General features: G+C 67.0%; 15 protein-coding genes and 2 pseudogenes. 6 read left to right on the top strand and 11 right to left on the bottom strand.

Going from position 1 to position 16,174, the window contains the following annotated elements; all coding sequences use genetic code 11:
- Positions 1-20: 20 nt before the first annotated feature.
- Together G4Z16_RS01045 and G4Z16_RS01040 are read left to right on the top strand one after the other, a co-directional pair.
- Positions 21-728: a hypothetical protein gene (locus G4Z16_RS01045; RefSeq protein WP_197348705.1), complete on the top strand. Its 708-nt coding sequence runs from the start codon at positions 21-23 to the stop codon at positions 726-728.
- A gap of 307 nt (positions 729-1,035) precedes the next feature.
- Positions 1,036-1,845, top strand: coding sequence for a hypothetical protein (locus G4Z16_RS01040; protein WP_197348704.1), 810 nt, complete (start codon positions 1,036-1,038; stop codon positions 1,843-1,845).
- Between the two features lie 385 nt (positions 1,846-2,230).
- Here the strand turns inward: G4Z16_RS01040 and G4Z16_RS01035 are convergent, their stop codons facing one another.
- On the bottom strand, positions 2,231-2,953 hold the full coding sequence (locus G4Z16_RS01035) for a hypothetical protein (RefSeq protein ID WP_197348703.1): 723 nt from the start codon (positions 2,951-2,953) through the stop codon (positions 2,231-2,233).
- A gap of 667 nt (positions 2,954-3,620) precedes the next feature.
- Here G4Z16_RS01035 and G4Z16_RS01030 point away from each other — a divergent pair.
- The 4 genes from G4Z16_RS01030 to G4Z16_RS01015 all read left to right on the top strand — a co-directional run bounded on the left by G4Z16_RS01030 (position 3,621) and on the right by G4Z16_RS01015 (position 8,907).
- On the top strand, positions 3,621-4,736 hold the full coding sequence (locus tag G4Z16_RS01030; protein WP_197348702.1) for a hypothetical protein: 1,116 nt from the start codon (positions 3,621-3,623) through the stop codon (positions 4,734-4,736).
- A gap of 286 nt (positions 4,737-5,022) precedes the next feature.
- On the top strand, positions 5,023-6,399 hold the full coding sequence (locus tag G4Z16_RS01025) for a dsDNA nuclease domain-containing protein (protein ID WP_197348701.1): 1,377 nt from the start codon (positions 5,023-5,025) through the stop codon (positions 6,397-6,399).
- Positions 6,396-6,968, top strand: coding sequence for a hypothetical protein (locus G4Z16_RS01020; protein ID WP_197348700.1), 573 nt, complete (start codon positions 6,396-6,398; stop codon positions 6,966-6,968). The genes G4Z16_RS01025 and G4Z16_RS01020 overlap by 4 nt, the downstream gene beginning before the upstream one ends.
- Before the next feature lie 28 nt (positions 6,969-6,996).
- Positions 6,997-8,907: a hypothetical protein gene (locus tag G4Z16_RS01015; RefSeq protein WP_246530606.1), complete on the top strand. Its 1,911-nt coding sequence runs from the start codon at positions 6,997-6,999 to the stop codon at positions 8,905-8,907.
- Between the two features lie 45 nt (positions 8,908-8,952).
- Here G4Z16_RS01015 and G4Z16_RS01010 read toward each other — a convergent pair whose 3' ends face one another.
- The 10 genes and pseudogenes from G4Z16_RS01010 to G4Z16_RS00965 all read right to left on the bottom strand — a co-directional run bounded on the left by G4Z16_RS01010 (position 8,953) and on the right by G4Z16_RS00965 (position 16,168).
- A complete protein-coding gene (locus G4Z16_RS01010; RefSeq protein ID WP_197348698.1) occupies positions 8,953-10,071 on the bottom strand; it encodes a DnaB-like helicase N-terminal domain-containing protein in 1,119 nt (372 codons plus the stop codon).
- A pseudogene (locus G4Z16_RS01005) lies at positions 10,071-11,368 on the bottom strand (DNA cytosine methyltransferase). Before G4Z16_RS01005 ends, G4Z16_RS01010 begins: the two are co-directional and overlap by 1 nt.
- Positions 11,365-11,994 carry a tryptophan synthase subunit alpha gene (locus G4Z16_RS33420; RefSeq protein ID WP_484600484.1) on the bottom strand — a complete coding sequence of 210 codons (630 nt, stop codon included), beginning with the start codon at positions 11,992-11,994 and terminating at the stop codon, positions 11,365-11,367. Before G4Z16_RS33420 ends, G4Z16_RS01005 begins: the two are co-directional and overlap by 4 nt.
- Positions 11,922-12,278: pseudogene (locus tag G4Z16_RS33180) on the bottom strand (tryptophan synthase subunit alpha); the annotation flags it as partial. The pseudogene G4Z16_RS33180 and the gene G4Z16_RS33420, both read right to left, overlap by 73 nt.
- On the bottom strand, positions 12,275-12,856 hold the full coding sequence (locus G4Z16_RS00990) for a hypothetical protein (RefSeq protein ID WP_197348696.1): 582 nt from the start codon (positions 12,854-12,856) through the stop codon (positions 12,275-12,277). The pseudogene G4Z16_RS33180 and the gene G4Z16_RS00990, both read right to left, overlap by 4 nt.
- A 17-nt stretch (positions 12,857-12,873) precedes the next feature.
- On the bottom strand, positions 12,874-13,455 hold the full coding sequence (locus G4Z16_RS00985) for a winged helix DNA-binding protein (protein ID WP_246530605.1): 582 nt from the start codon (positions 13,453-13,455) through the stop codon (positions 12,874-12,876).
- Between the two features lie 266 nt (positions 13,456-13,721).
- On the bottom strand, positions 13,722-14,435 hold the full coding sequence (locus G4Z16_RS00980) for an SPDY domain-containing protein (RefSeq protein ID WP_197348695.1): 714 nt from the start codon (positions 14,433-14,435) through the stop codon (positions 13,722-13,724).
- Complete coding sequence (locus tag G4Z16_RS00975; protein WP_197348694.1) at positions 14,432-15,004, bottom strand: hypothetical protein; 573 nt, start codon at positions 15,002-15,004, stop codon at positions 14,432-14,434. Before G4Z16_RS00975 ends, G4Z16_RS00980 begins: the two co-directional genes overlap by 4 nt.
- Before the next feature lie 33 nt (positions 15,005-15,037).
- Positions 15,038-15,616 carry a hypothetical protein gene (locus G4Z16_RS00970; protein ID WP_197348693.1) on the bottom strand — a complete coding sequence of 193 codons (579 nt, stop codon included), beginning with the start codon at positions 15,614-15,616 and terminating at the stop codon, positions 15,038-15,040.
- Positions 15,617-15,634: 18 nt separating this feature from the next.
- On the bottom strand, positions 15,635-16,168 hold the full coding sequence (locus G4Z16_RS00965) for a hypothetical protein (RefSeq protein ID WP_197348692.1): 534 nt from the start codon (positions 16,166-16,168) through the stop codon (positions 15,635-15,637).
- Positions 16,169-16,174 lie beyond the last annotated feature (6 nt).

Here is a 16,174-nt window from a genome sequence, read left to right as displayed (position 1 = left end):
CCATCGCTAGGGTCGATGAGATGACGTACACGCCGCGCCGACCGGTTTCCGAGCTCCCCTTCAGTGGCAGCGACATCATGTTGCGCTACAACCTCGAACACCCGGCGGTCCCCTTCGACTTCGAGGAGACTCTGGAGACGTGGTCTGTCGGTATCTCCCGGTACCACGGTGAGGACGAGTCCTGTCCGAACTGCTCGCAGGAGCAGGAATGCGACTTCTACGAGAGCGGCACGCCTATCGGCAGCATGAGCTTCGTCCGCATTCGCGACTACACCTCCGACCCTGCTTGGGAGGCCGCCGACTCCCACTCCAGAGACATCGAGAAGGTCGTCGCGATGTGCACCGACTCCGCCTACTCGATGACCCCGGGTCTGCACTGGTCGAAGGACTTCGAGGAGGTCATCGAGATGTCGGTCGGCGACCTTCTCATCATGGACCGGGTCCACATCAACCCCGAGTGGCGAGGCTTCGGCATCGGCGCACTTGCCGCAGCCGAGGCAATTCGCCGCCTGAGTAGCGGATGCTGCGCGGTCGCATGCGAACCAGCGCCGACCGACCGCGAGTTCGGAGACGACGAGACCGCGTTCACCAAGGCTCAAACCAAGATCGCCAAGGTGTGGGAGTCAGTGGGATTCGAGCCGTTCAAGAACGGCATCTACCTCCTCGACTGCGCGATGCAGCACCTGCAGGACTGCCGACGTACATGGCAGAACCACTTCGCCCGGTAGCGGTCACCACCGTCACGCATCGGCAGCCCCCACATGTGCGGTCTGCGTATCGACGGCACGGGGGACAGCGTGTCTGATTTACGCGTCTTGGTTGCATGTGTACCTTGCCTGCCAAGGGCTGGGACGGTCCGAAGACGAGCGGTTCACCCGGGTGAACACGCAACGCGTCTGAAAGGTGCGATGCCTGGTCCCGTGCAGATCCTTTTCCGGTTCTCTCCTTGATCAGCGGCTGGCCTCGTGGCAGTTGCCCGGGCATCGCACGCCGCTGAAGGGAGATCCTGTGCCTCACGGTCACGACACAGCACGTTTGCAGTCGGTCAGCTCGCTGCTCGCCCTGCGGCGCGCCGAGATTCCGCGCACCTCCAATGGCTTGCCCGCTCTCGATGAAGCGGCGCCGCACCAGCAGTGCTTCCAAGCCACGCTGCTCACCTGCCTGTTGAGTAACGATGATCATCGCCATGAGTGGGAACACCCGACAAGGCCGGCGATGGCGAGCGTCAGCTGCTACCTGAACCGCATCGTCCCCCATAGGGACCGAGTGGAGCTGGTCACGAACACCGCCTGCAGAGTGGCATCTCGCATGCTGCCGCTGCTGCACTGGGACTCCCAGATCTCCGGAATTCCCGGGTTGAGGCTGCTCGAAATCAGCCGGCGGCGGCTGCGGCTCTGTCATGTTCCGACCGGTGCCCGCCTCGACCTCGTCGATTCGAGCAACAGCGCCAGTCGGCGGGATATGAGTGAGGACCTGCGGTACGAGACGCAGTGGCACACCAAAGACGATGGTGAGCCGCTGTGGCGGCAGGACACGCTCTCGAGCCTGGAAGGCGCCCATGAGCAGCGATGGGCCACCACCCCGTGGACGGGGCTGCGCAGTTCCGTACTGGTCAGAATGATGGCGCTGGTGTGGGACTTCCAACCAGTGTGGAGTCCGGCACCGCCCGGAGGGCGGTACGAGCGGTTGACCTTCATGGGGCCGGAATCGCCGCACTCCGCCGGCGAGCTTCTCACCTCGTCGGCTGCGCGGATTCCCGACACCGCGTACCAAGCGCGCGGAGAGCACGAAGGAGTCCTCACCCAGGGAGACGTGGGCCTCGTGCTCACCCGCGCGAGTTGGTGACGCCGGGGGTTGGGCACGTTGCCCAACCCCCGGCGTTGTCCCGGGCTTCGCCGCAGCCAGAGCCGGGTATGGGGATGGCCCTGGCTGCCGCAGCCCTGGCAGCTATGTGCGCTCCGGCACTCCTGGTTCGGGGAGTCGGCTCGGGGCGGGCCACAGGCGATGGCCGAATGCGAGGGCATGGGCGCTCATCTGGTCGCGATCGTCGGCGTCGACCGGGTTGCAGAACGGTGGCGACACCCGACCGAGGCATGCTGTTGACCGCATGGAGGCGGAGAACCCTCCCACGAGGGGTGTTCCGTAGTGGGCAAGCTCCTCTCCAACATGGTCGGTGAACTCGTCCGCGGCCGAGGCAGGCTCTCTCGGGTAGCGCAGCGCCTTCGTGCCTTCATTCATCCGCTTCGTCGGGAGCGAGTTCCTGACGAACAAGCCGATCACCTTCGATGTGCATGGCGGTGTCGGATATGCGGGCAGGTCGCTCGGAGAGGCGAGTCCATCGATCACCGTTGACTACGAAGTGGACCGCCTCCCCATCGGTACTTCGATCTACCTCATTTGCGGTCCGAGAGTGGCTGGGTGGCAAGTCATGTCCGCCGTTGTCCGGACCGAGGTAGGCGCTTCCCCCGAAACTGCGAAGGACTGTAAGGCCGTGGATCGCCTCGCCGATGAGTGCTCTGTCTTCTCGGTGCTGCAAGTCTTCGGCCTTGCGTCTGTCGAGGTAGGCGCTTCTGAACTGCTCAAGTTGTCTATGCAGTTGCGTTACACGTTGTGGTGAAAGTCCAGCCCGGAAACGCTTCTGCGCGGTCTGCCGGGCAACCCCAAGCCGGGCACCGATCTCCTTCCATCTCATTCGACGTGGCTGACATCGCGACTCGACGACGATGTCGTTGAAGACGATCTTCGATGCCTCCTCAACCAGAGATGCTGCCTTGATGGTAGAGATGCCCAACTGCCGACGCGCCTGGTCAATCGCATGACGGACGCAAGCTTGCACGTAATCGGACTCAGCGTCGGATTCCTCGTAGGGGGCGGTGTCACCCCAAACCGGATCACTGTACGAGATCCAGCGCCAAGAGTCTGAAGGCATCGGGGGCATGGGTTCGGCGGTCACGCTGTCCACCCTAGGTGGACAGAAGTCGTCGCGAATTAACCGTCACATGCGAATCCGGATCACGATGTGCCTGCGACGTCGCGCAACATCCGACCGAGAGAGGGACTGTCGTGAACACCCTTATCCCAAGCAGCACGCTGATGATCGTCGGAATGACGGCTGCCGTGTACGGCGTCACAGTGGCGTTGGTGGCTCTCGCCTCTGTGCTGGCGCCTGCCCAAGAGCGGCGTCGGGACGCGCGTGAGACCTTGAAGCTTCTGCTACGCCGCAGTGGCCGCAAGCCGTAGATGCCCGTATTACAGCAGCTGAGTTGGCACGAGGCCCCGGACGATGTCGGCGGCCCACGCCCTCGGGGGCCAGCACCGCTCCGGGGAGGCGGATTACCCCTTGAGGGACGCTCGCAAGGCGGAGATCATCGATCTGGGGTACCTGGAATTTCAGGCTGACTCGACCGGGACGAAGCGGCCCCCGGACCCTGGTAGCTCGTTTCGGCGCCGCTCGCCCGCCGGCGACCGGACTGGGCGATGGTGACCGACTGAAACGCTGGCAGACTCCCGGCGCAGAGCCGACTTGACCGGGCACCGCCTCGTCGGGATTCTCGATACACCTGCCATGGCGCCTACAAGGAACACTCCGAACGGTCCCATCACGTGGTCAGGAGACCTCGTTGTACACGCACGACCTTGGCTCCGCTGACCTGGACGAGTCGCAGAAGCGATTCCTGTTCACGATCGCCCAGCCGTACCTCCAGACAGGCGAGTGGCCGACGTGGGACTACGTGTGCGCGGTCCATGAGCGCCGCGGTCAGGACGCCGTCGCTCTTCTGGACAGCCTTCCCTTGTCTGGCGGTACGGAGGTGGGATCGGTCTTCTACGGATTCACCACCCGTACCGGAAGGCTCCAGGCCGACGAGAAGATCGCTCTGACGATCGCGGCGGCCGTGCCGTTGGGGGAGCTCCGCTCGACCCTGGCCGAGCCCTTCCTGCGAGTGCTCCACCACATGATCGAACTCCAGGGCTCGATATCCCTGGAGCCAGGCAAGGTGACGCAGGCGCGCCTGGTCAGCCAGGAACTGACCAGCGCCATCCCGGGATTGAGGCGCGACTACGTCGCCAGCCTCCCCGACCTGCTGGACCGCGAGCCTGCTACTCGAGCCGTCGGGGCCGCTGGCGCCTCCCGCGACGAGAAGGGATGGTCGCGCGGCATCACGCGCACCGTGCTCGCCTTCCGGACGGCGATGGACCTGCACTCCTACGTGTCGACCACGTGCCAGCTTGTTCTCAAGTGGGAGCAGGACAACCTCGTCCGCCCCGGGGCCGGACCGACAAGGTCTGCCTCCGTCGCGGGCGTCCCGGTTCCGACGAGTGAACCCGAGCCTGGCGCATACATCAGCCAAGGACTTCAGGATGAGCTCGAAGAAGTCGGGGCAGGATCCCCGTGGAAGGTGGACAAGCTGCTGGACCTGCTCGCTGAGCTGAACAGCAACTATGCCGCCCGCCATCCCTACGCCTGCCTCGCCCTGATCCGCGCCATCATGGACCACGTGCCCGCTGTCTTTGGGGAGAAGGGCTTCGCGGGTGTCATCAGCTCCGTGAAGATGGGCACCACGGACACCAACTACTTGAGAGCCTTGGCCAGATATCGCTTCCCCGGTGACGATGTGATGCACCGGCAGGCAAGCAACGTCGCAACCCGCATCGACATGACGGATGTCCCGCCGCCGCTGTACGTCAAGGCGCTGCTGAATCAGGTGATCCTCGCCCTGCGGAAGAGCACTCCCTGACTTCGCTCCTGAGCGAGGGCCCGCCCGTGCACCGCCGACGCGACAGAGGGTTCGTCGCCAGGGGGAGCCACTTGGTGGCCGCCCATGGCTATCCCAGCACCCCAGTCTGCGTGCCCGTCTCGGGGGTTCGGCGCAACAGTCGAGTGCTCCGCGGACAGTACCGATGAATCGCTTTGGCACGCACCGTTATATGTCGTAGCTCGGTGTGGTAACTCTATAGATCGTCCTTCCGCTGTACTGGAGCGCTGAGCGGTTGCGATGACGCGCGACGAGGCTGGGGGCGTCGATGGTTGACACGGCAGAAGCGGACTCGGGTGCCATCGAGCCGGATGGCGGTGCCGGCTCCGAGGATGCGCCCGCACCTGCTCACGCCATCTTTCGTCTGGCGCCGGCAGAGGACAGTGGTACTGATACGTCAGGTCGCTACCGGTACCAGGCCGATGTGGCCGCCCGGGACTGTCTGGCAATGCTTACCGAAGACGCCATCGACTTCGTGGTCTGTGAATGGCACGAGGACTTCGTTGTCGCATACACCGACGGGTCGGTTGAGCTGGTATCGGTCAAGCACCGTGAGGAGGACCAGGGCACCTGGACCCTGGCTGAGTTGTGCAAGAGCGGTGGTCTGGCGCATCTCTTCGACCGGTGGTGTGCGTGTGAGTGTGCGTCCAACGTCCGCTTAAGATTGGCGACGAATGCCGCCCTGAACCCGGCCAGAGGCAATGCCGGGACGCTGTCGCAGATGTGCGGTCCTGAACCAGGGGTCACAGATGGTGTGTCGGCCATGGTGGAGAAGATTGCCCGCCAGATGCTAAAAGTGCGGTGGAAGCAGCCCTACGCCCACATACCCTTGACAGAAGAATGCAAGCTGGCGGACATCGAACTGCCTCCTGGATTCATGGACAGAATCCGCCGCTTTCTCTCTGCTCTGGAGATCTCCTGCTCTCCGCCGCAGCGCGAGTACATAGCCGACGTCAACATTCAAAGTCTGCTGGCACCCGCCGTTGAACGGCTTCAGCTGTCACCCGTCGACCTTGAGGCTTCGTACCGGGGCATCGTGAACCGGATCGAGAGTGCCAATCGGAACGAGAGCGAGCGGGGACAACTCGCGGCATACATCGCCGACCCGAAGCGCGTTCGCTACAGCACGCAGATGCAGCAGCGCGTGAGCCGTCGCTCCATCACTCGCGCCATCCTCCGGGCGCAGCTCGTCTTCACCACTGCCCAGCTGCCCGCCTTTCCCCACGGCCGAGCTCCCATGTTGGCACCCGGCGGAGTCAAACTCCGCCGCAAGCTGCGACGCGGAGGGGTGCCAGCTGACGAGGCGGCGTTTGCAGAACAGTTGCGCTCTGCGTGGTACACGACGTGGTCCGAGCGCCGTTCCGGGCTGGCAGGCGACGATACCGACTTGCTGAATCTGTCGACGGAGGTGCTGGCTGTGGTGTTCGACTGCCGGCGCCACGCTCGCGGCAACAGCTCCAGCGGCAACGCCTCAGGTGTTGTCGTGAACGATCTGCTGGCTCAACGGCTCACGGTGGAGATGTTGACCACGCCTGCTCCGTTCGCGCTCGGCAAGTTGCACCTGCAGGGCCTGGCGTACCAGCTGTGCGACGAGTGCCTCTTCTACTTTTCCGAGCCGTTCGATGCGGACGGGGAAGCCTCATGACACAGGGTCACGATCTCGCAAGTGCCGTCTCGCGGATGCAGGTCCAAAGGCGCCAGGCTGAGAGACGAGAAGCTCACTACCACGAGGCCCGCGTCCTCCTCCTCATCGCCCAGTTCACCGGCGCCAAGAGCAGCTTGAAGGGGTTGACCAAGCTTGCGAAACTCGACTTCCTTCTTCGCTACCCGGCAATGTTGGAGCGTCTGCTGCCTGAGGGCGTGGCCTCCTGGCCGGCTGATACTGCCCCAACTCCGCCGGAGCGGTTAGCCGTCGAGAGCCGCATGATCCGCTACAAGTACGGCCCGTGGGATCAGCGCTACTACCGCATCCTTGGTGCTCTAGTCGCTCGCGGGTTGATCTCCTACGGCGACGGTGCCAGAGCAGAGTTCCGTACAACTCCCCGTGGTACGGCCGCAGCGGCCTCGTTGGGGGCTACGCCCGAGTGGACGGTGACGGCGGCCCGAATCAAGCTACTGAAGCGGCACTTCAATAAGTCGGGATCGGCTTTGAAGGAACTCATTTACGACAGCCTCCCGGATGCTGTCGACCGGCCGTGGCGGACGGAGATCTGATATGGCCGTCGACCTACGATTCGTCTCCTTGACCGTCACCACGGCTGCCACGGAGAAGACCTATCGCTTCGACCGCCCGGTCACCGTGGTCACAGGCCCCATCGGCACGGGAAAGTCGAGCCTGCTGATGCTCCTTAAGCACGCGGTGGGAGGCAGCGCCATGCTCACCCCGGCCGTCCGCACCGAAGTGCTTTCCGTTCAGGCAGAAGTCATCGCTGGAGAGCAGCACATCGTGCTGCGCAGGAAGATCACTGGCGACGGAGTGGGCGCGGTCGATCTACTCGATCCGCGCTCACTTGCCCTGGAGCGGTCCTTACCCGTGCGAGTCACCGAGGGTGAAACGACCGTGTCCGACTATCTGCTGGACGCGATCGGATTTCCTCGCGAACAGGTTGCTGCTCGCCGCGATGGGGCGGCTCGTCCGCAGAATCTCACGTTCAACGACTTGTACATGTATATGTACCTCCAAGCGCGTGAGATCGACCGTCAGGTAGTCGGCCATCTTGACAGCTGGTTCGAGGTGAAACGCAGGGAGCTCTTCCGTCTGATGTTCGCGCTCACTGACAGCGCGCTGATGGAACTCAAACGCACCGCCAGCGACCTCACAGACGATCTGAAAGCAAGGATCGCTGAGCATAAGAACGTGGAGCAGTTCCTCGCCGCATCCGACCCGCGCAGTGACGACGAGCTGCGCGCCGAACTCGGACAACTGGGGGACACCCTCGAGCGGGCCCAATCCGCTCTGGAGCGACTGCGCTCAGAAGTGGAGGAGCAAACCGCCGCCGACACGGCGCTCCGCGATGAACTGAACCGGGCCATCTTCACCGCCCAAAGGGCAGACGAAGAGGTGTTGGCAGCAAGGGAGCTGTTGGGGTCGCGGGACGCGGTCGTCGCCCAGGTGCAACTGGACATGGCTCGCCTGGAACGGTCAGCCACGGCCATCGATCAGCTGTCTCCGTTCGACTTTGTAGTCTGCCCGCGCTGTATGCAGTCCCTCAGCACACGGCCCGTCGACGATGGCCATTGCGTCGTATGCCTGCAGGCTGACCCTTCTGCCGAGGATGCCGACCCTGCTGCTGTCGAAGAGACTCGGGTAACGCTAGAACAGCAGCTCACGGATGCACGCCGCGTTCGACAGTCCGACGAGGCGCACCTGAATTCCGCACAGGAACGGGCCCATCACGCAAACTTCGTGGTCACGAACCTGCGACGGCAACTCGATGCCCAGACCCGGGATGCGGTCGCTCCGCGCTTCGATGCCATCGAAGACACCAGCACCCGCGTTGCTTCCTTGAAGGCCAACATCGACGCAGCGACACAGCTACGCGAGTCCTGGGCACGCGTACGCACCATCGATCAGAGCATCACCCGCATCAAGTCCAGACGACGAAGCGTCAATAAAGAAATCAAAGACAGGTCGCAGCTGCTCGCAGCCCGCCAGACGCTGGTTGCAAACCTCAGCACGGAATTTGGGAGCCTAATCCGCAGCTGGGACCTCCCATGGGCGACGACTGCCGTCATTGGCTCCGAAAACTACCTTCCCATCGTCAACGACCTGCCGTTCGAGGAGCTTCAAGCCTCCGGTGGAGGCATTGCCACGTCGGTTAACGTTGCCTACAGTCTCAGCCTGCTCGCATTCGGGCTGGACCACTCTGATGTTCTCGCTCCGTCGCTGCTCATTGTCGACTCGCCACGTAAGGCGTTCGGCAACAATGAAGCAGACCGGCAGCGCGCGGGCCAGATCTACACGCGATTTCGCACCATGGCGGACGCTTACGGCGATCGGCTTCAACTGATCATTGCGGACAACGATCCTCCTCCTACTGCCGGCGATGTGTTCGGCAAGATCGAGTTCGACTACGACAACCCGATGGTCCCAGGCGTCAGCCATCCAGGTCCTGAACACCGGGGCCGTACCGAGGACGAAGCCGAGGCCTGACGCCGCGCTGATATGAGACTTCGGCGTGCCGCTCCCGGCGTTTCGTCAGCGCCGGTTTCCCCGTGAGGCGTGGAGCGCGGTCAGTTCATGCTGTCGCGGTTTCACCGTAGGTGAGTGGGCGGGTTCGGCAGTGGTATTCGGGCCGGGTGGTGCTCGATGCCAGCAGCGGGTGTGTTGGGCTGTGAGATCGGCCAGAGCGCGGCGGGCGCCGGTGATGAGCTGGTGGGGACTGTTGGCGGTGTCTTCGGCGAAAGCGCGGATGCGTGTCGCGGCTCGGCGTGCGCCGTAGAGGAGCGCGCGCCGGAGGATCTGTTCTGCCCAGTGCTCGGGTGACCCGGCAGGCTGGGAGAGCAGAGTGAGCACGTCGTCCGGGCCTACGCCGGACGTGAGGAGTCTGCGGTGCTGGGCTTCCCACAGCACAGCAATCGGGTCGATGTCCTCGCCGCGGCGGGTGAGTGCTGACAGGCACTGGTAGAGGTGCCCGTGCAGCGGCAGCGCGAAGTCCTCTAGCCGCAGGGGCAGTTCCTTCACACCGTCTGCTCGGTCGGTAGCGGTCGCGAGGAAGAGGCGCTCTTCCTCCAGCGCGTCCTCGGTCCTATCTCGTGGTGGATCCGGCGGGAGAGGCGTGCGGGGCAGGGAGCCGGGGTGCGAGGCGGTCTGCCGGGTCAGCTCGTCTACGAACCGTGCAAGAGCGTCAGCCTGTCGGAGGGCCGCGGATTCAGGGTCCGCCAGGGTGGTGTTGGTTGCCGCCTGTTCCAGGCGAATGGCATGTTCCCGCAGGGTGCGTCGTGCGTGGTCTGAGCGGATCATCCGTGCGTACGACGTGGCGTGCTGTGGCCGTGGGCAGGCTCCGATGCACGTATGCAGGTACGCGGCGCTCACGCCGGGGGCTTCCTCGACGGCGCGTGTGAGGACGGCGTTGATCCACACCGGTTCGGTGCGGTGCACTTCACGTTCCGGAGGCGTGAGGGTGCGCATCGCCGCGTACACCGCTCGGTGGGCCGGGCTGCGGAAGTGTTCGGGCAGCAGTCCTTCGGTCTGCGCCAGCTGCTCGGGCTCGAGGAGGAGCGCGCCGAGGAGAGCCTGCTCGGCGTAGTGGACGGGTGGCTCCGGCGGCGGTTCGAGGTTGAGGTCCTCGTCGTCTGTCTCGGGGGTGTGGGGCATCAGGCGGCCAGGTCGAAGTCGTCGGGTCCGAGGGTCTTGTCGAGGTGTGGTGCGAGGAGGTGGGCCGCCACGCGGGGTGGGACGGCGTTGCCGATCTGGGAGAACTGCTGGCCCTTGTTCCCGGCCCAGGGGTAGTCGGCGGGGAAGCTCTGCAGAACGCCCGCTTCCTGCGCGGTGATCCGCACCGACTCCGCAGCCGCATCACCGCAGGTGCTGTCGCCGCTGGCGGGGGGTGCCGCGATCCGGGTCGCACTCATTCGCCCGGTGGCCGAAGAAGAGCGTGCTGGCGGGCTCATCCGCTCCGCGGGTGGTGGCGTTGGTCTGGTTGTTGCTGCGCAGCAGCCACTTCCGCCCGCCCCTGCCGTCAGGCGACTGTGTGGCGGCGGGGTGGGGCCGGGATTGTCCACTGGCCGCCGGCCTTGGTGGTCAGTGCCGGTGCGGGCCGGTTGTGGGGGCTGGTGGTCTGGCGGGTCCCATCGGGTCGCTGGTCGCGGCCGGTGTGCAGGAGCCAGGTGCCGCGTTCGCGGGCGTCGGCGAGGGACTTGCGGGAGCCGGAGGGGAAAGGTTCCGGCCCGCCGCCGGGTCCGCCGCCGGCGCAGACGGTGGGGGCGGGCCGGTCGGTAGCGCCCCAGCCGAGGGCCTGGGCCATGGACACCCACTGCCGGCGGCCCGGCCCGAAGAGCGTCTCCGGCTCGGCGAATGGGGCGTGTGTGGGCTCCGGCGGCACGGCGGTACGGACGCGGGAGGCGAGCAGGATGGCCCGGCGCCTTGTCTGCGGGACGCCGTAGTCGGCGGCGTTCAGGATGCCGGCCCAGGTGGAGAAGCCCCAGGTGCGCAGGGTCTGCGCGTACTGGCGTCATAGCGGCAGCACGTCGGGGACTTCTTCCATGACGGTCCACTCGGGCTCGCCCACGGTGTTGAGGGCGTGCAGGTAGCGCATGGGCTCGGCGGCAAGCAGCGAGCGTTCGTCCCGGCAGGAGGCCAGCAGCTTCTCGCGGGTGTCCCGTCCGGCGGCCAGGTCGGCGACGGCCTGGTGGACCAGGGGCTGGTCGAGCAGGCCGAGGCGTTTGCCGGCCATCGACCATGCCTGGCACGGCGGGCTCGCGATGAGGCCGATGGTCCGGCCGGTGAAGGGCCGGACGGGATACATCGCTACGTCGGTGCGGATGGTCAACTGACCCGCTGCGGCGCGGGTCTTGCAGGCCCACTCATCCCATTCCAGGCCCACGTCCTGTGTCCAGAGGATCGTCAGGGCGTGGGTCCATCCGCCGGGGCCGGAGAAGAGGTCCAGGATCACGTGGCGAGTCCGAAGTCGTCCTGCACCGGCTCTACTCCGGTGTCGCGGCACTCCCTTGGGCAGTGGCCGCCGGCTATGTGCTGCGCGTGTTCCTGTGCATCCCGGACAGCGGTGCCGGAGGCCCTGGTGCGGATGGCGTCGGCGAACTCGGCGACCAGGGCTGCCGCTTCGGTGGGACCACAGGTCAGCGCGCGGACGATGGGGGAGCCGATGACCACGGCGTCGACCAGGGGCGCGACGGCTGCTGCGAGGGCGGGTGTGGAGATGCCGACGCCGCAGGCCACGGGCAGTGGGCTGGTGGCGCGCAGTCGCTGGGTGAAGTCGGCGAGTGCGGTGAGGTCGAGGGGGCCCTGGTATCCGGTGGGCTGGTGGCTGGCGGGTGCGTAGAGCCAGCCGGACGCCCCGGCACACAGGCCCGGGAGTTGCTGCTCGGTGGTGGTGCGGGGGATGAAGCGCGGTGTGGCGAGACCGGCGCCGGCAGCGGCTCGTTCCGGGAGCGCGACGCGTCGGGCGGCAGATCGGGGACCATCACCGCGGCGGCGCCGGCGTCGGCGAGCGCCGTGGCCAGGCGTTCGGGTCCGTGGTGCTGGATGGAGGCCCAGTAGCTCATCACGACGACCGGGCACCGGCTCGCGGCGTGTTCGACGGTGCGCAGGACGTCGGTGATTCCGGTACCGCGGCGCAGCGCCTGCTGGTAGGCGGAGCGGACGACTTCGCCGTCGAGCACGGCGTCCGGGTGCGGGATGCCGACCTCGAAGACATCCGTTCCATGGGCGGCGAACGCGTCGAGGTAGTGGCGCTCGGCGGCCTGCTCGGTGAGTCCGGCGGGGACGAAGACGGCCAGTGCGGTGCGGGGCTGGGCGAGAAGGCGGTCGAGCGCGTGGACGGCGGCGAGGACGGGTCTGGTCACTGGCGTGCTCGACCACCTGCCGGTGGAGTTGGCTTCGCGGGCGCGACGGCGCTTGGCCCGGGGGCGGGATGCGTGTGCTGTTGGTGCGAGACCGGCGCGGTGGGCTGGCTGCGGAAGGCGGTCCGGATGTCGTCGAGGCCGTCGGCGAGTTCGCGCGTGCTGTCCGTGGCTGCGCGGAGCCATTCCCAGGTGGGGGCGGGCAGTTGACGCCAGTGGGCGTTGTTGCGGGCCCATTCGAGGATCTCGGCGGCGTTGCGCAGCTGTTCGGCGAGCTGGACCAGGACGGCGTGCTGTTGGTCGCCATGGCGGGCGGTGGTCAGGGTCTGGAGGAGTTCGTCGAGGGCGGTGGGCACCGGGCCGGGGTCGTCGGGCAGTCCGTAGAGGTGGGAGTGAAGGGACTGGGCGATGACGCTCGCGGGGCCGCCGGAGGACCTGTGGTCGTAGCGTGGGGCGGCCAGGCGGCGCAGGGTGAAGTGGACGACGACGTCGCGGGGTGTGGCGTCGGGGTGGACCTGGGCGGCCAGGGCGCGAGCGATGTCGTGCGGTGTAGGGGTGTCGGAGGGCGTGAGGTCTCCCAAGGGGTCGGCGTGTGGGTTCAGCGGGCGCGGCCGGCCGGGGCTGTCGGCAGGGGCGTTGCGGGGCGTGTGGTGGTCAGGCCCGCGGGGCGCGGCCGTGCGAATGAGGCGGCGAGGTCGCGTCGCCCGGCGGCGGTGAGGTGCACGTGCTCGTCGCGAAACCGGTCCGGGCAGTCCTCGCGCATGACCAGGCCGCGGTTCTCCAGTGCGCGGATGGTGCTGATGCTGACGCGGATGCCCTCGCGGCGCAGATGGGGCTTGTCGTCGGTGATCGCAACATCGCCCCGGGCCACCGAGCGCAGGATGGTGCTCTGAGCATGGGAGAGGGCAGAAGGCAGGTAGCCGGGTACGAAGCTCCGGCGGCGGCGGTCGGCCACGAAGAGCTCGGCGGTTGCCAGAGCGTCTGAGGAGCCCAACGCGGTGAGGCTGGCGACGGGGGTGAGGCGCCGGCCGGCTTCCTGGCGCGCCTCCTGCTCGGTCAGGACCGCCAGGACGTCCTCGCCCAGTTCAACGGGGAGCCCGGCGCAGGTGTGGTCGAGGATGTCGACGGCATCGATGAGTTGGCCGGCTGCGTCGGTGGCGAGGTGGGCGAGCTGGCGCACGCGTGCCTACACCCCGTGGATGTCGGGGCTGTGGTACATCGGCTGGGCGTTGAGCGTGTCCACGATGGTGAGCGCGGATCGGGCCAGGTGCTGGGCGGATTCCGTCTGTGTGGTCAGCAGCGCGATGGGGGCCGGCCCGCCCAGCGCGTGCCGCGCGTGGGCGTCGTTGAATCGGGTGAAGTCGGCTGCCAGCGACAGGAGTTGCTCGGCGGGCTCAAGGCACAGGGTCTTCTCGGGCAGGGATGGCTCCGGGCGAAGGGGGTGGCTCAGCGGCGCCGGCGGGGGCGGTCGAGCTGAGTCAGGGCGTGGTGGACGTGCGGATTCATCGCGGTTCCACGGACCGGTGTGACCAGGGCGCTGTGCTCATGCCGAGTGCTGAGGGGGAGGTCGGCGAAGGCCCGCTCCACGGCGATGGGCGTGGCCAGGTGGGCGAAGAAGCTGCGGACGAGGCCCTCGGGGGTGCCGTGGGTGAAGGTGGCCAGCGGTGCGTTCTCGAAGTAGAGGTGCTCGACCTGCCAGGCGATCTCCTGGTCGGGCGTGTATTCCAGTCGGCAGTACAGGTCGGGCGAGGTGAGGGTGCCGCCTTCGACCGACCAGTCGTTCAGTGCGGCGAGCTGGTCCAGGGGCATGTCCGTGATCGGGATGTGTTCGGCGTGACGGGTATCGCCGAGGAGCTGAGGCAGTGCCTGGGTGACGGCGGCGACCGCCTCCAGGGGCGACTGCCTGCTGAAGGTCGCTTCCCAGGAGGGCTCGTGGTGGGCGACGGTGCACAAGTGGCCGAGAGGGTGCAGCGGGGTGAAGTCGACGACGAGGCTGCGGTCGGGACTGTCGATCGTGACGTGTCCGGTGGGGGCGTCGTGCTCGTGGTTCCAGCTGAAGAGGTCGATGAGGGGACCGATCACGTCGGCGATCCGGTCGCCGGCGCCGGCCATATACCGCGGCGAGACCATGACCCGCTCGTCGGGCGCGTACTGCCTCATCGCCGAACGCCCTGCGCCGCCGTGACCTGGTGCTGGATCTGGCTGAGCTTGACCGGCTTGGCCGGTGCTGCGCCCTGCGCCGGTGCGGCGGAGTGGAGCCAGCTGGCGGTGTAGCGGCAGGCGGTCGCGCAGTTGTCCAACCGCCCGGCCGCGTCGTCCAGGTGAGCGGTAATGGCGGTGCGGGCCTGCCGGTGCCGCTCCTGGTGCTCGCTGTCGCGTTCCGGTTGCTCGGCGTGGAAGGGGGCGGCGTCGTAGGTGTTGTCGGAGACGGCCATGGCCAGGCAGGCCGAAGCGTGGGCGGAGTTTTCGACGACTGTGGCGAGGCAGTCGGCGGCGGCGCGGGCTCCGGGCCGACTGGCGGCTGGGCTGTCGTTGAGCACGGTCAGGCGCGCGAGTGCTTCGGTGACCAGGTCCTGGGAGTGGGTCAGCAGGGGGGTGAGGTGCCGCAGTCCGTCTGTGCCGCTGCCCGGTTCGGCTGTTTCCGTGGTCAGTTGGGCGCGTAGGGAGGTGAAGCGGTCGGCGAGGGCGCTGAGTTGGCCGGCTTGGGCGAGGGGGGTGGTCTGGTCCATGAGGAGTTCTCTGCTTGGTGGTCGGGGTCAGCGCTAGCGGTGGCGTTGCACCTGTACCTGGGCGGGGGACGAAATGGTCCGAGGCGGTCTGGAGTGCGCTCGTGGGGTGTTCTCGGGTGCGGGGATGCCGAGGTTGATGTGGATGCGGGCGCCGGTGGTGTAGAGGTGGGCCTCGGCCCGGACGACGGCGGCGATGGCTTCGGCTTCGGTCGTCTCGGGTGGCAGGACGTGGCCCGCGGGGGTGGGGCGGAAGCCGTGCAGGGCCAGGACGTGCCGGATCGCAGCCCAGTGCGTGGTGGCGGTGACATGTGGGCCGGTCAGGTCGAAGTGGACATCGGCCACAGCTTCTTCGTCTGCTGTGGAGGTCAGGTCCGCGATGTTCGTGGTCGTGGCGAGCAGCTGCATGAAGGCCAGCGCCGTGGCCTGATCGGCGTCCTGGTGTGAGGTGCCGGGCGGCAGCCGATACCAGATGTGGCCGTGCTGTTCGTGAGCGGTGAATCCGCTCTGGGTGAGGATGCGGTGGGCGGCGGGGAGGTCGGCGTTGACGACGACGAACGGGGATCCGTCCTCAGCCGATCCGAAGAAGACGTCGTGATGGTCGATGTAGGCCACAGGGGTTTCCGGGGGTGGTCAGCGGGTGCGCCGCGGCGGCTTGCCGCCGGGCGCGGGCGGGGCGCTGCCTGGTGTATGGCCCGGGTGCGGACGGGCGGCCTTGGCCGCGCCGTCTGAGGTGGTCAGGACCTCACCTGTGAGGTCGAGGGCCGTGCGGGCTTGGCGCAGATGGCTGTCCACGGTGCGGCGCAGCCCCTCGGCTTTCACCACGGCGGCGGTGTCGGCTTCATCCGGGGGTGTGCGCAGGTCACCCAGCGGAGCTAGGGCCTGGACGTAGTGCTGCAGGGCCTGCGTGACCGGGCGGCATGCCGTGGCCAGCAGGCCGGCCATCCGCTGGGCGTCTGCGGGGCGGTGCTCGGCCTGCTCCGCGTAGTAGTAGGCGTCGCCGGCGAGGCGGCGGGCCAGGTGGGACAGGAGGTCGATGTGCCGGGTGGCGGTGAACAGCCCGGTGCTGCCGCCGGGCTGGATGGGGTGGGCGTCGATGTCGGCGATGACGGCGTTCAGCGCTTGGGCCGGGGAGAGGTCGGCGAGATCGTCGGGTTCAGTCAGCATGATCGT

The sequence above is a fragment of the Streptomyces bathyalis genome (genome assembly GCF_015910445.1).
GTDB lineage: Bacteria > Actinomycetota > Actinomycetes > Streptomycetales > Streptomycetaceae > Streptomyces > Streptomyces bathyalis.
The sequence above is the reverse complement of the archived record's forward strand: the minus strand, read 5'-3'. Positions and strand labels throughout refer to the sequence as shown.

What these genes read in the sequence shown, in the direction of transcription:
- G4Z16_RS01045 (WP_197348705.1), top strand. Translation starts at nt 21, where the DNA reads ATGACGTACACGCCGCGCCGACCGGTTTCCGAGCTCCCCTTCAGTGGC.
- G4Z16_RS01025 (WP_197348701.1), top strand. Translation starts at nt 5,023, where the DNA reads ATGGTTGACACGGCAGAAGCGGACTCGGGTGCCATCGAGCCGGATGGC.
- G4Z16_RS01020 (WP_197348700.1), top strand. Translation starts at nt 6,396, where the DNA reads ATGACACAGGGTCACGATCTCGCAAGTGCCGTCTCGCGGATGCAGGTC.
- G4Z16_RS01010 (WP_197348698.1), bottom strand. Translation starts at nt 10,071, where the DNA reads ATGCCCCACACCCCCGAGACAGACGACGAGGACCTCAACCTCGAACCG.
- G4Z16_RS00980 (WP_197348695.1), bottom strand. Translation starts at nt 14,435, where the DNA reads ATGAGGCAGTACGCGCCCGACGAGCGGGTCATGGTCTCGCCGCGGTAT.
- G4Z16_RS00975 (WP_197348694.1), bottom strand. Translation starts at nt 15,004, where the DNA reads ATGGACCAGACCACCCCCCTCGCCCAAGCCGGCCAACTCAGCGCCCTC.
- G4Z16_RS00965 (WP_197348692.1), bottom strand. Translation starts at nt 16,168, where the DNA reads ATGCTGACTGAACCCGACGATCTCGCCGACCTCTCCCCGGCCCAAGCG.